Annotated in this window: 14 protein-coding genes and 1 pseudogene; 7 read left to right on the top strand and 8 right to left on the bottom strand. The window is 68.2% G+C overall.

The features are described 5' to 3' along the window. Positions 1 to 294 (bottom strand): annotated as a pseudogene (locus Q322_RS0114500) (transposase); the annotation flags it as partial. A gap of 287 nt (positions 295 to 581) precedes the next feature. Then, positions 582 to 1,451 carry an AraC family transcriptional regulator gene (locus Q322_RS0114490; RefSeq protein ID WP_162176621.1) on the bottom strand — a complete coding sequence of 290 codons (870 nt, stop codon included), beginning with the start codon at positions 1,449 to 1,451 and terminating at the stop codon, positions 582 to 584. A gap of 96 nt (positions 1,452 to 1,547) precedes the next feature. Between Q322_RS0114490 and Q322_RS23905 the strand changes: the two genes are divergently transcribed. Genes Q322_RS23905 through Q322_RS24170 form a run of 3 tightly spaced genes read left to right on the top strand, consistent with a single transcriptional unit; the run spans position 1,548 to position 2,923 of the window. Beyond that, complete coding sequence (locus Q322_RS23905) at positions 1,548 to 1,970, top strand: DUF2000 domain-containing protein (RefSeq protein ID WP_029478626.1); 423 nt, start codon at positions 1,548 to 1,550, stop codon at positions 1,968 to 1,970. Continuing rightward, entirely contained in the window at positions 1,967 to 2,347 is a 381-nt protein-coding gene (locus tag Q322_RS24175) for a Rossmann-fold NAD(P)-binding domain-containing protein (RefSeq protein WP_211248913.1), read from the top strand. The genes Q322_RS23905 and Q322_RS24175 overlap by 4 nt, the downstream gene beginning before the upstream one ends. Before the next feature lie 24 nt (positions 2,348 to 2,371). Further along, positions 2,372 to 2,923, top strand: a complete 552-nt coding sequence (locus tag Q322_RS24170) for an NAD(P)-dependent oxidoreductase (RefSeq protein ID WP_342667670.1) — start codon at positions 2,372 to 2,374, stop codon at positions 2,921 to 2,923. A 115-nt stretch (positions 2,924 to 3,038) separates the two neighbouring features. Here the strand turns inward: Q322_RS24170 and Q322_RS0114475 are convergent, their stop codons facing one another. Together Q322_RS0114475 and Q322_RS0114470 are read right to left on the bottom strand one after the other, a co-directional pair. Further along, positions 3,039 to 3,257, bottom strand: a complete 219-nt coding sequence (locus tag Q322_RS0114475) for a hypothetical protein (protein ID WP_156953076.1) — start codon at positions 3,255 to 3,257, stop codon at positions 3,039 to 3,041. Next, the gene (locus Q322_RS0114470) at positions 3,254 to 4,165 is read right to left on the bottom strand and encodes a polysaccharide deacetylase family protein (protein ID WP_029478624.1); all 912 of its coding nucleotides are present in this window, start codon (positions 4,163 to 4,165) and stop codon (positions 3,254 to 3,256) included. Before Q322_RS0114470 ends, Q322_RS0114475 begins: the two co-directional genes overlap by 4 nt. A 220-nt stretch (positions 4,166 to 4,385) precedes the next feature. Between Q322_RS0114470 and Q322_RS0114465 the strand changes: the two genes are divergently transcribed. Genes Q322_RS0114465 through Q322_RS0114450 form a run of 4 tightly spaced genes read left to right on the top strand, consistent with a single transcriptional unit; the run spans position 4,386 to position 8,765 of the window. Continuing rightward, the gene (locus Q322_RS0114465) at positions 4,386 to 5,555 is read left to right on the top strand and encodes a type III polyketide synthase (RefSeq protein WP_051668624.1); all 1,170 of its coding nucleotides are present in this window, start codon (positions 4,386 to 4,388) and stop codon (positions 5,553 to 5,555) included. Further along, complete coding sequence (locus Q322_RS0114460) at positions 5,552 to 6,262, top strand: class I SAM-dependent methyltransferase (protein ID WP_342667669.1); 711 nt, start codon at positions 5,552 to 5,554, stop codon at positions 6,260 to 6,262. The genes Q322_RS0114465 and Q322_RS0114460 overlap by 4 nt, the downstream gene beginning before the upstream one ends. Further along, complete coding sequence (locus tag Q322_RS0114455) at positions 6,255 to 7,418, top strand: FAD-dependent oxidoreductase (protein WP_156953075.1); 1,164 nt, start codon at positions 6,255 to 6,257, stop codon at positions 7,416 to 7,418. Before Q322_RS0114460 ends, Q322_RS0114455 begins: the two co-directional genes overlap by 8 nt. Positions 7,419 to 7,454: 36 nt before the next feature. Next, positions 7,455 to 8,765: a glycosyltransferase gene (locus Q322_RS0114450; RefSeq protein ID WP_245593268.1), complete on the top strand. Its 1,311-nt coding sequence runs from the start codon at positions 7,455 to 7,457 to the stop codon at positions 8,763 to 8,765. Here the strand turns inward: Q322_RS0114450 and Q322_RS0114445 are convergent. The 4 genes from Q322_RS0114445 to Q322_RS0114430 form a co-directional block, all read right to left on the bottom strand. Continuing rightward, positions 8,755 to 9,279, bottom strand: coding sequence for a glycosyl-4,4'-diaponeurosporenoate acyltransferase CrtO family protein (locus Q322_RS0114445; protein WP_029478619.1), 525 nt, complete (start codon positions 9,277 to 9,279; stop codon positions 8,755 to 8,757). The genes Q322_RS0114450 and Q322_RS0114445 overlap by 11 nt on opposite strands. Before the next feature lie 3 nt (positions 9,280 to 9,282). Beyond that, a complete protein-coding gene (locus Q322_RS0114440; RefSeq protein ID WP_029478618.1) occupies positions 9,283 to 10,458 on the bottom strand; it encodes an ABC transporter permease in 1,176 nt (391 codons plus the stop codon). Positions 10,459 to 10,476: 18 nt separating this feature from the next. Further along, positions 10,477 to 12,234: a glycoside hydrolase family 15 protein gene (locus tag Q322_RS0114435; protein ID WP_245593267.1), complete on the bottom strand. Its 1,758-nt coding sequence runs from the start codon at positions 12,232 to 12,234 to the stop codon at positions 10,477 to 10,479. 111 nt (positions 12,235 to 12,345) lie between these two features. Beyond that, positions 12,346 to 13,038, bottom strand: coding sequence for an HAD family hydrolase (locus Q322_RS0114430; RefSeq protein ID WP_029478616.1), 693 nt, complete (start codon positions 13,036 to 13,038; stop codon positions 12,346 to 12,348). Between the last annotated feature and the right edge of the window lie 4 nt (positions 13,039 to 13,042).

Below are 13,042 nucleotides of genomic sequence, written 5' to 3'. Positions count from 1 at the left end.
GCCCCAGTCGCGCAGGGCACGGGTGACGAGTGGACTGTAGATGCTGGTGGGGTCGATGGCTGGATTCTCCAGCCACCGACGAACGCGGCGTTCGCTGCTTTGCGCGAACGTGGCACGGGAGTGGATGTAGGGGAGCCAGGCGGGGATGGAGCTGCACTGGGAGAGCAGCAGTCCGGTGACCATCCAGGCCAGTGTGTGGGCGTTGCGGATGTCGTTCCACAATCCATTCTGGATGTGGGCGAGGACGGCTTGATAGAGTCGGGGCGCGTCCCCGGTAGCATTTTCGGTTGTCACAGACAGAAAGTGTCCCCTACCGGGGACGCTTTCTCATACTTTGTGTCAGGCCGTCAGGGGTGTGACCAGAGTTGGAACAGGAATCCGCCCTTGAAAGCCAGACCATAATTTGATCTGTTGATCGGCGTGCTGCTGCCGCGCCAACTGACCCCTGATCTGGTGTCCCGGATTGCGGCCTTTCAGCCGTTCATTAACCTGATTGCCCCAACTTAGGGGAGAGAAAATGAATGACATGAAAGGACGGTCCGCTGTGCCACTCAACGCTCCACCGCCGGGCTGACTGTCGTTCAAGATATCTTCGGGTCTGAGCTGCGGGCGTACTGCCCAGGGGTCACCCCCACATGACGCTTGAACTGATTGGAAAACGCACTCTGATCGTTGAACCCCGCTGCCAGCGCCACCTGCGTCAGGCCCTGTCCCGCCCTGAGCCACCCTTGCGCCCGCCGGATGCGCACCTGCACCTGATAAGCGTGAGGCGGCAACCCAAATTCCCGTCCGAAGACGCGCGTGAGATGAAAAGAGCTGCGCTGGGTCAGCCGCGCGAGATCGTCCAGCGAGACGTTCTCGCAGGCATGTTCCTCCAGATACTCACGGACCCACCCAGCTATGGAAGGCTCCCGGCCCATAGGCTGCGGCTTGTAATTCTTCTCCCCCAGGGAACTGACCAGACACACCAGCGCGTCCTGTAAGGCCATTTCTTGGGCCAGTTGGGTGGCTTCCGGGGTGACGAGCAGGCGGTGGGCGGCGGTGAGCCGCCGGGCCACCTCGGGCGCAGTGGCCACACTCTGAGCAAAGTAGAGCCTGGAGACGCTTTTTCCAGTGATCTGCCCGGCCACCATCTGAAGCTGTTCGGCGCTGGGATACACCACCAGATGCACGTAGCCGCTCTCCGCAAACGAGTGGCCGGTGTTCACCTCGTCCGGGTTGATCAGCATGACGCTGCCGCCCTGCGCCACATGTTCTGCGCCCCGGTTCCAGAACGCCGCCGCCCCCTGATGCACCACGCCAACGGTGAAGACCTCATGCGTATGACGCGCGAACGCCTGCCGGATGAACCGGGCCTGCAAGATGTCCAGGCCCCCCAGGAACGGAATCCGCCACAACCGCGCCTCGTCGCGGGCCAGGCGGGAACGTGCTGGCGTCTTCACCGCTTCCATGCCCGGCAGCATAACGTCCCTTGCACCGCAATTTTTTACAAGACGCCCGCGCTCACGCGCACTACTGTCAGCCCAGATGGGTTTGTGGAGGACGACATGGACGTGAAATGTGTGATGGTACTGGCGGATGACCTCCCGGTGGGTCTGGCCGTCAATGCGGCGGGCGTGCTGGCCGTGACCCTGGGCCACAAGGTTCCCAGCCTGCTGCCCGCCAACGCGGTAGACGCCTCAGGAACGGCCCACGCCGGACTGATCAATGTGCCGCTGCCCATCCTGGTGGCAGAGCGTAGCGCCCTGAAAACCCTTCACGAACGGGCGCTGGAGTTGGAGCAGGTCACGCTGGTGGGCTTTAGCGACGTGGCCCAGCACGCGCGGACCTACGACGCCTACGTGGCTGCGCTCGCCAGCACGCCCGCCGAGACGTTGATATATCTGGGCCTCGCCCTGTACGGACCCAAGAAAGCGTTGAACAAGCTGGTGGGAAACCTGCCCCTATATGGCCGCGTCCCCGGCGGATGAGTCGGCGTGTCGTGTTTCTGGACCGCCGCGCCGTCACGGCTCCCCTGCGAAGTCCGGCTTTCCCCCACCAGTGGCAGGAGTACCCGCACACCCCGCCTGAGCTGACCCTAGAGCGCCTTCAGGGGGCGCAGATTGCCGTCACCAACCGGGTGGCCATCACTGAGGCAATCCTTGACGCCGTTCCAACGCTGGAACTGGTGGCGGTGGCGGCCACCGGGTATGAACATGTGGATGTGGCGGCCTGTCAGGCGCGCGGCGTGAGGGTGTGCAATGTGCGGGATTGGTCCGTGTCAGTGCCAGAGCATATCTTTGCGCTGACCCTAGCCTTGCGCCGGCAACTGCCAAGTTATATGCAGGCGGTGGAGCAGGGGCAGTAGCAGGCGTCGCCCACCTACGGGTTCCTGCTGGAGCCGCTGCCCATCACGCTGGCGGGAACCACATTGGGAATCATCGGTCACGGCACGCTTGGCAAGCAGGTGGCGACGCTGGCCCGGGCCTTCGGGATGCAGACGTTGATCGCTGAACACAGCGGAGCGCGCAGTCTCCGTGCGGGCCGGACGGCCTTTGAAGAGGTGCTGGCCCGAAGTCAGGTGCTGGTGATTCTCTGTCCCCTCAACCCGTCCACCCGCAACCTGATCGGAGCGGCGGAACTGGCCCGGATGCGGCCCGACGCCCTGCTGATCAACTGCGCCCGTGGCGGCATCGTCGATGAGGCGGCGCTGGCCGGGGCGCTGCTGCGTGGTGAGCTTGGCGGCGCGGGCGTGGATGTGCTGTCGCAGGAGCCGCCCACGCAGGGCAATCCCCTCTTAGATTTGGCCCTGCCCAACCTCATCCTGACGCCGCATATGGCGTTTGCCAGCGTGCAGTCCATCGAGACCCTGGCCGAGCGACTGATCGGAAATCTGGAGGCGTTCGTGGCTGGGCAGCCCCGCCATCTCGTCACAGTGGCGTGAAGCTTAAGCGGGCGAAACGGCTTCCAAACAATGTACAGAACGCGGCAAAACGATGGACGATCAAATCACTCCTTCAGTGGCTTGAATCACATTTGAACTCAGTCTAAGCCGGATTTCAGTTCCAGTGCCAGTCAGGCCCCATCAACGCAGCAAATTTCACCGGATCGACTTTCAAGCGATCCTTCAAGTGGTCCACGTAGTACAGAAAGAAGAAACTGGACACCTGGGCCGGAATCACCAGCCCAAAACCCATCCCGGCGTAGCGCCAGCGGGTGGCGGATGTGGTTCCGGCGTCCAGGTCCAGGGGGGTCGCAAGCGCCGAGGGAATGGTCACCACGTCGCCTGGCCTGCCGCCTGCCGTTGCCGCAACAGGTTCCGCAGCGGGCGGTAACCGATCACCTGAATGCCCATGTTCTGCACGTCCCGGCGCAGCGCTGGACCGAGCAGCGCGTGATAATTCGCCACCCGCGCGGGCCAGTCGCCGCAGATGGCCCGCAGTTCGGGCGTGTCGTGCGCCGGGTGCACAATGAAGTGCGTGATGCCGGGAGGCAGGTCACGCAACATCTGGCGCGTCAGGGCCGCGTGTTCCCCGGCGGTGTCCAGCGGCAGCATCCGCAGGTGATCAACCAGGGGAACGCCGCGTTCTTCCAGCGCAAAGGCGGCCTGTTCCGCCTGGCGGGCGTCTTCCCCGTCCAGTCCCTCCGCCTGCCACGCCGCCGCGTTCTGCCGGGGAAAGAAGGGCGGCAGGCCGCGTGAGAGCGCCAGCGGCAGCAGCTCCGGCAGATACCTGGGATGGGCGGCCACGCCCATGTGCGCGTCCACATGGGTGAGATCCAGGCCCCAGGCCGACGCGCGGTCGAGCTGGGCGGCCAGCTCCTCACGGACCGTGGCCGGAGCCGCCCACCGCGCCTCCTCCACCCCGGCGTGAAAATAGCCGTTGGCATCGGTCAGGGCGGGAGCGGAGGTCAGTGGCCTCCAGCGGTAAGTCGCCCACTCGCTGGTCAGGGTCCAGTGGACGCCCACATCCGCCGTGGGCAGACTGCGGATTGCCTGCACCGCTGCCGGAACCCAGGCACACGGCATCATCACGGCGGCGGAGGACAGCAGCCCGGCTTCATACAGATCCTGATACGCGGTGACGGTGGCCTGACACATGCCCACGTCGTCGGCGTGGAAGATCACCACGCGGTCACGCTGGTCGTAGCCGAGAGCCTTGAGACTCGGATTGGGCGGGAAGTTCACGGGAGACCTCCGGTAGCTGGGAGTGGCTCATCTGCGGTGCCCGCTTTGCATGAACTGATCCGATCGGTCGCCAGTATTTCACGCGCGCAGGGCGCTCAACGGCTGCCACCCGGGAACGGTTGCCCCCTCCGGGACAGATGACCCTTCACAGCCCTGGGGATTGCTTAAATCTTGTGCAATTCACTCACATGACGTCAGCTTCAGGGCCTACCCTGGCCCCATGCCCGTCTACCTTCACGACATCGCTCTGGCGCTGCCCGAGACCGCCTATCCGCAGTCGGTGATCCGGGACGTGATCAAGGCGCAGCCCGAACTGGACCGCCTGGCCAAACGGCTGACCGGCGCGGCCTTCAACGCCTCGGGGATTGATCAACGCTACAGCGTGGTCGGAGAATTCGCAGACCACGACGGCGAGGCTGGCCTGTTTTTTGATCCAGAGCACACGCGCATGTTGACCCCCACCACCGGCGAGCGCAACATCGTCTACGCGCGCGAGGCCACCAAGCTGTATGTGGAGGCCGCCCGCAAGGTGCTGGCGGACAGTGCCTTCGAGGCCGCCGACATCACGCATGTGATCACGGTCTCCTGCACGGGCTTTTTTGCACCTGGGCCGGATTACGCCATCGTGCGGGCGCTGGGGCTGGGCGGCGACGTGGGCCGCTACCACGTGGGCTTCATGGGCTGCTACGCGGCCTTTCCCGCGCTGAAGATGGCCAGGGCCTTCTGTCAGGCGGACCCCAATGCCGCCGTGCTGGTGGTCAGCGCCGAGCTGTGTACGCTGCATATGCGCGCCGCGCCGGACCCCGACACCATCATCGCCGCCTCGGTGTTCGGGGACGGCTGCGCCGCCGCGCTGGTCAGCGCCCGGCCTCCGGCCCCCGGAACGCGCGCCCTGAAGATGGACCATTTCGAGACCACCCTGACGCCCCCCGGCGTGGGCGAGGCAGAGATGGCCTGGACGATTGGCGATCAGGGCTACGAGATGGTGCTGAGCAGCTATGTGCCGTCGATCATCGAGTCGCACATCGAGGGCGCGCTCTCGCCGTTGCTGGACCACGAACCTGCGCTGGCCGACGCCCGGCATGCCGGAGTCGAACACTGGGCCATCCACCCCGGCGGGCGCAGCATTCTGGACAAGGTGCAGAGCAGCCTGAAGCTGAGTGACGAGCAGCTTTTGCCCTCACGCGAAATTCTGCGGCAGTACGGCAACATGAGCAGCGCCACGATCCTGTTCATCCTGCGTGACCTGCTGAGGACGACCCCCGTGGGTGAGCGGGTCTGCGCGATGGCGTTCGGGCCAGGTCTGACCGTAGAAATGGGTCTGCTGAGCAGTGCGGTGGGGACTGGGGAACTGGCAGACCGGCAGGACGAACTGGCCGGGGTGCGCTGATTCTCCTGACTCCCCTGACCGCGCGCGAGGTCCATCTGGCCGAGCGCATGGACGATCCCGGCTGTGACCTGACCGCGCTCAACCGCACCTACGCCCAGTTTGGGACGGTGAATGGGCTGGTGGCCGGGTGGCGGCGGGTCTACCGGCAAGTTCTGCGGCCCCGGCTCTCGGCGTCGCGCCCCAATACCGTGCTGGACATTGGCTGCGGCGGCGGCGACGTGCCCCGCGCCCTGGTCCGCTGGGCAGCGCGCGACGGTTTCACGCTGCGGATCACGGCCATCGACGCCGATGCGCGGGCGATTGCCTTTGCCCGCGCACAGCCGCCCGTCTCCGGCCTGCATTTCCGGCAGGCCATGAGCGGCGATCTGGTGCGCGAGGGGCAGCGCTTCGGTCTGGTGGTGTCCAACCATCTGCTCCACCACCTGACGGCCCCCGAATTGAGCGACCTGCTGGCCGACAGCGAGGCGCTGTGCGCGGGTCTGGTGGTTCACAGCGACATTCAACGCAGCCCGCTGGCGTACCTGGGTTTCCGGGCAGGTGTCGCGCCGCTGTTCCGGGACTCGTTTATCGGCGAGGACGGGCTGCTGTCGATCCGCCGCAGCTTCACTGCCGCCGAACTGCGCGGGCTGGCCCCGCCGGGCTGGACGGTCCAGACGCTGGTCCCCTTCCGCAACCTGCTGATGTACCAGGCGGCAGCGCGTGCCTGAGCCGACCCTGGACGTGCTGATCGTCGGGGGCGGCCCGGTGGGGCTGTTCCTGGGTTGCCTGCTGGCGCAGCGCGGCCTGAGCTTCCGGGTGCTGGAACGGCGGAGCGCACCGGGCCAGCATTCCCGCGCCATCGGCATCCATCCGCCCGCGCTGGAGGCGTTCCGGGAGGTTGGCCTGACCGAACCGTTGCTGGCGGCGGGCCTGCCCATCACGCGCGGTCTGGTCACCGGAGAGAACGGGCCGCTGGGCGAGCTGGGCTTCACGTCGGCCTCGGCGGACTTTCCCTACATCCTCTCGTTGCCGCAGCGTGAAACGGAGGCGGTATTGCGGCGTCGGCTAGCCGAACTCGCGCCCCGCTCGTTTTGCGCGGGCGTGGAGGTGCTGGAGTTGCGGGAGGAGGTGGACGGCGTGCGCGTCACCGCCTCCGAGGACGGCAGGCCGCTCACGCTGCGCGCCCGCTTCGTGATCGGCGCGGACGGCTGGCGCAGCCGCGTGCGGGAGGCGCTGGGCCTGCCCTTTCCCGGCCACCTCTACCCCGATAAATACCTGATGGGCGACTTTCCCGATACCACGCCGCTGGGGCAGACCGCACTGGTGTCGCTGACCGGGGGCGGTGTAGTGGAGTCCTTTCCGCTGCCACGCGGGGGGCGGCGCTGGGTGGTGCATACCGGGGACCGGCTTTTGGAGACTGCCTCCACCCGCGAATTGACCGCCATGATCGAGCGGCGCACCGGCCTGCACGTCCCCGCCGCCGAGTGCCGGATGCTCAGCGCCTTTACGGTTCGCCGCCACCGCGCGCCGGGAATGGTGCAGGGCCGGGCCGTGCTGATCGGCGACGCCGCGCATGTGGTCAGCCCGATTGGCGGACAGGGCATGAACCTGGGCTGGCTGGACGCCGCCGCGCTGGCCCCGTTGCTGCAAGAGTCGCTCACAGGCCGACGCGTGGACTGGCAACACGTGGACTGGCAACACTTCGAGCGAACCCGTCTCCGCTCGGCCCACATCGCTGGCCGTCAGGCCGAGTTGAATATGGCGGCGGGCCGTCCGGTGGGCGCACGGGCGCAGAAAATGCGTGAGCGACTGATCGAGCGTGTCCTGCTCTCCCCTCTCGCCGGGCCGCTGCTGGCGCGGGCATTCACGATGCGCTGGCTGTAGAGTGTCACAAATGGTCACATTGAACACAGATTCGAGGTGGCTTCTCCACGCGCGGGGCCTGGTCTGTCCCGTATCCTGATCGCCTCGCAGCCCATCGCCGGACACGTTCTGCCGCTGCTGCCCATCGCGCAGGAACTGGTGCGGCGCGGACATGCGGTGCGCTGGTACACCGGGCGCAAGTACGCGGCGCGGGTGGTGGCGACGGGAGCTGAGTTTGTGCCCTTCGTCCACGCCCGCGATTTCGACGACGCCGATTTTGGGGCCACCTTTCCGGGGCGCAACCACAGGCGCGGCCTGCGGCAGTTGCAATACGACGTGCGGCAGATTTTCGTGGGCGGCATCGAGGGCAACATGCACGATCTGCGCGAGATTGGGCGCGGCTGGCCTGCCGACGCCGTGCTGGCCGATCAGACGCTGGTGGCCGCCCTGCTCTACGCCGAGGCGGGCGGGCCGCCGTGCGCGCTGCTGGGCGTGCTGCCACTGGGCATCCAGAGCCGCGACACCGCGCCGTTCGGGCTGGGCCTGCCGCCGTCTGGCACACCTGTGGGGCGAGTCAGGAACCGCGCGCTGCACTGGCTGACGCAGCGGGTGGTTTTTGGCGCGGCGTCGCGTGATCTGGCGGCGGCCTGCGGGCGGATGGGCCTGCGTCCCCGGCCCTTCGCCCTGCCCACCTCGCCGCATCTGATGCTTCAGCCCACGGTCCCGGCCTTCGAGTACCCGCAGAGCGATTTGCCGCCCACGCTGCATTTCATCGGCCCCATCACGCCGTCCAACGCCGCCCAGGCCAGGTTGCCGGCGTGGTGGCCGGAGGTGCTGGAATCCCAGCGTCCGGTGGTGCTGGTCACGCAGGGCACCCTGGCCACCGATCCGCGCGAGCTGATCTGGCCGACGCTGCGGGCGCTGGAAACGGCAGACGTGCTGGTGATCGCGGCGGGTATGGCCGGGCTGGACGACCTGCCCGCCAACGCCCGCGCGGCGGCCTTCGTGCCCTTTGCGGCGCTGCTGCCGCACGTCTCGGTTTACGTGACCAACGGCGGCTACGGCGGGGTGCAATCGGCGCTGGCGCACGGCGTCCCGGTGGTGGCCGCAGGCGGCAGCGAGGACAAGACGGAGGTGGCGGGCCGTGTAGCCCACGCAGGTGTGGGCATCAACCTGCGGACGGCCCGGCCCACGCCTGAACGCCTGCGCCGCGCGGTACTGAACCTGCTGGGCGACAGCCCCCAGCGCCGTCGGGCACACGAACTGAGCGCCGAGATGCGCCTGCACGACGCGCCGAACGAGGCGGCGACGCTGGTGGAACAGTTGGCGAGGACCGGGCGGGCGGTGAAGAGGACCGTCACTCCCTGATTCCAAGCCGCTGCAAGCGCCAGCGCAGGCTGCGCTGCAACATCACCGGATAGAGGTGGACCGGGATGGTGGTGAAGAGTAGCCATCCGGCGGTGTCGGCGGCGTGCAGAAGGAATGCGCCCGCAGCGAGGCCCAGGCAGATCAGCGCCAGCAGCAGGTGGCTATATTCCGCCTCGCGGGTGGCGTGGTCCAGCCTCGCTAAGGAGGCGCGGGTGCCGCCAAAACCGCGCGCGCCCCAGCGCAGGCGCTCCCAGCCCACCAGCCGGAGGATGTTGGCAAATATCGAGGCTCCCAGCCTCTGGTAGAGGGGCGCTTCCCACGGGCGCACTATGAAGAAAGCGCCACGCAGCGCGGGCTTCGTCCGGGCCAGCAGAGCGAGCGCCCACCACATCAGCAGGATCTGCACCCCCAGCGCGAAAAGGAGGGTGTGAAACCCGGCGACGCGGCCCAGACCCCAGGCGGCCAGTGCCACCAGCAGCGCCACCAGGCCGAGCGGTGCCCAGATAAGAATCACCCTCTACAGCCGCCCCAGCGCGTCCACCACCGTCACGCGCCCGGCACTGCGGGCGGGCCACAGTCCGGCCAGCAGGCCCAGCGCCAGCGACACGCCCAGGCCCACCACGATCAGGCGTGGGGTCAGCGCCGCCCCGTCGAAGCCTGCCAGCTTCTGGGTGTAGACGTTGATGCCGCGCACGCCCAGTCCCGCCAGCCCCAGCCCCACCACGCCGCCCAGCCCGGACAGCAGCAGCGTTTCGCCGAGGACCAGCCCCCGCACGAAGGCGGGCCGCGCCCCGATGGCCCGCAGCGTGCCGAATTCGCGGGTACGTTCGTACACGCCCATCAGCACGGTGTTGACCACGGCCAGCCCGCCCACGATCAGCGCGATGGCCGACAGACACACGCTCAGGATGTCGGCGCTGCTGAGCAACTTGCCGATGTTGCCCACCACGTCTGCGCGGGTGCTGATTTCCAGGCCCAGGCCGCCCACCTGGGGCTGTTTTGCCAGGGCGGCGGCCACCCGGCTGGCGTCGGCGGGGTTGTTCAGCCGCAACGCCACCAGCGAGAGGCGGTCCTCCACCCCGAAGGCGCGCTGCACGGCCTCGATGGGCAGAAAGGTGAAAGTATCGGTCAGCGCGCTTTGCGGCTGGAGGACGCCGATCACGCGGGCGCGGCCCCGGCGGGTCAGCTCCAGCGTGTCGCCCAGGTCCAGCCCCAGGTTCTGCGCGGCCTTGGCCCCCAGCACGGCCACGTTCTTTCCGGCATCACCCGGCCCCAGCAGGCGTCCGCGCTCCACCTGAACGCCCGTGAACATCGCGCCGATGCCGCCCCCGGCAGGCAGGCCGTAGAACACCGCGCTCTGGGCCGGGTCCAGCGACTGGCGAATGGTGGCCGCCACCGGGGTCACCGCCGTGATTCCCAGCGTGGGCGACAGCCGCCGCAACTCGGCCACCACCGCCGGATTCATGTCCATGCGCGGCAACAGGGTCTCCCCCGCCCGCGTGCTGGCCACCTGAAGGTCCGGCCCCACCGTCCCCAGCTCGGTGTTGAACACGCCGCGCAGGCCCTCGCCCAGCGACAGGAACAGCAGCATGCTGCCCAAAGCCACCGCCAGCCCCAGCGCTGTCAGGACGGTCCGGACCGGGCGGCGCAGCAGGCCCAGGATGGCCAGCCTCAGCAGGTCAGCGCTTCGCACGGGGGTCAGGGGAGCGCCTCAGGGCGCGTCCCCGGCTCCCTCGGCCTCGGCCAGGTCCACCACCACACCGATCAGGGCGGCGTGAACAAAAGTTTGCGGGTAGTTGCCCAGCGGCTCGCGGGTCCGGGGATCGGCCATCTCGGGCAGCAGGCCCAGGTCACTCGCGCAGGCCAGCACGGCGTCCAAAATCACGCGCGCCCGCGCCGGATCGCGCATCACCCAGTACTGGGCCACCCACAGCGTCCCGGCCAGGAACGCGCCTTCCTCGCCCGCGTCATCGTCGGCCAGGTGCCGCCAGTACAGGTGGTCCTGGCAGGACTCGCGCTCCAGCACGGCCACCGTCGCCAGCATCTCGGGCGAGTCGGGGGCGCAAAATCCCCACACCGGGTACAGGGCCGCCGTCACGTCCACGCCGTCCTCCCCGGCCACGTAGACGTATGCACCCTCGGCATTCAGGGCGTTGGCCTCCACCCAGGCCCGCGCGGCGCGGGACGCCTGTTTCCAGCGCGCGGCCTGGGCCGGCTCCTGGCTGTGTTCGGCGATGTACTCCAGCGCCACGGCGGCCAGCACCTTGCCCGCCACGTAGGGCCGCTTCCGGCGCTCCTCCCAGATGCCGTAATCGTCGTCCTGCCAGTGTTCACACAGGAACTCGGCCAGCCGCTCCACCACGCCCCAGTGTTCGCGGGTTCCAAATCGGTTGTAGATCAGCTTGGCGGCCAGCAGGACGTTGCCGTAGGCGTCCAGTTGCAGTTGCCCGCGCGCCCCGTTCCCGATCTGGACCGGGCGGCTCTGCCTGTGCCCAGCGAGGTCCAGCTCGGTTTCCTCGGGCGGCTGGCCGCCGTCCACCGTCATGAAGGGCGGCGCGGGCAGGCCGCTTTGGGGTGTGGCCTGCCTGGAGATGAATTCCAGAAAGGCCCGGCCCTCCTGGCCGTCGCCCCCGGCGCGGGTCAGGGCGCTGACTACCATGCCCGCGTCACGCAACCACACGTAGCGGTAGTCCCAGTTCTTCTGGCCGCCCGGCACTTCCGGCAGGCTGGTGGTGGGGGCCGCCACCGTCGCGTTGCCCGCGTGATCGGTCAGCAGCCGCAGCGCCCGCAACGAGGCCCGCACGGCGTCCTGGTAGGGACCGTGGTAGGTAGCCTGAGAGGTCAGCTCCTGCCAGTTCAGTAGCGAGTGCTGACGCCAGCGCGTCACCGTCTCCCAGTCCGGCGCTGGCAGGCGCTCGTCACTCAGAAAGGCCCAGGCGGTCTCTCCCTGCGGCACCTCCACTACCACGGACCCACCGTGAATCCTGGGTGGGTGCGAGACGTACAGCCAGTGCTGACCGTCGATCTGCACCGCCGCGCCGTCCTGTCGCAGTCCGGCGGCGCGGCGGGCGTAATCGGGCGCGGCGTCCAGCACGAGCCGGTAGGGCTGCGGGGCGCGGGACAGAATCCGGCACACGCCACACGGCAGGTCCTCGCCGAAGGGCATGAAGTCGGTGACGGTCAACTCCCCGGCTCCCACCCGGATCACCGATTCCAGAACGCCGCCGTCGCCCAGATAACGGCGTCCGGCCTTGACCGCGCCCGGGGGCAGGTGGATGGCCCAGGAGCCGCCGCGCCCGTCGTCCAGCAGCCGGGCCAGCAGCGAGGGCGCGTCGAAGCGTCCGGGGCAGTACCACACCACCTCGCCCAGCGACGTGACCAGTGCGGCGCTGCGGCGGTCACTGAGCAGTCCCAGATCATGGATGTGGGGGAAGCGGTGTGGGGTCTGGCTCATACGGGTCTGGCTCATGGGGGTCTCTGCGGCACAGTCCACTTTAGAGCCGAATCGCACTGCAAATGGTCTGGAGTGGAAAAGTTGGGCAGCCCGGCGGGGGCCTGGGCCACTCAGCCGCTCCCAGCGCTAGTCCTCCTCGGCCACCTCGGCCCGGCTGAGCCAGGCGCTTTCACCGGGGACCAGGGCGTAGTCGCACAGGGCGAGGTAAGCGGCGTCGCCCTCCTGCGCGCTGACGCCCAGGGTCAGGGTCACCTCGGGCGGCAACTGGCCCAGCACGTAATTCACGGCGCTTTCGGGCGTCAGCTCGGCGGGCAGCAGCGTCAGACTCTCACCCTGGTTCAGGACCCGCAGATCTGCCTGAAAGGGGCCGCCGTCCAGCCATTCGCGCAGCTCGCGTTCGGCCTGAAGCAGCGCCAGTTCCAGCCCGTGCGGGTGCGACAGCCGGACCATCAGCGGCAGGCCGGAATGCTCGTCCAGCGTGACCTCCAGCCCCAGTTGGCCGAGCTGACTGATATGCGTGGCCGCCTGATGGGCCAGCCGCAGGGCGTCAGCACGCAGGCCCTGAGTCTCCAGCGTGAGCCGCCGCCAGGGATGGTCCTCCAGTCCGTCCTGACCGATCACCACCGCCCCGTGCCGCAGAATCTGCCAGGAGGTAAAGGCCGCCGGGACCGACAGCAACCCGGCCTCGTCTAGGCCGGTCACGGGAATCAGTTCGGCCTGCCGGAGCAGCGCGGAAAGGCCCGCTGCGGTGCGTTCCTGCTCGGCGGTGGGGTCCGCGCTGTAGATGGTGGGCTGTGGGTTGACGAAGGCGACGATCATGCCC

The organism is Deinococcus frigens DSM 12807 (genome assembly GCF_000701425.1).
In the GTDB taxonomy this organism is placed as follows: Bacteria; Deinococcota; Deinococci; order Deinococcales; family Deinococcaceae; genus Deinococcus; species Deinococcus frigens.
This window is presented reverse-complemented; position numbering and strand designations above follow the sequence as displayed.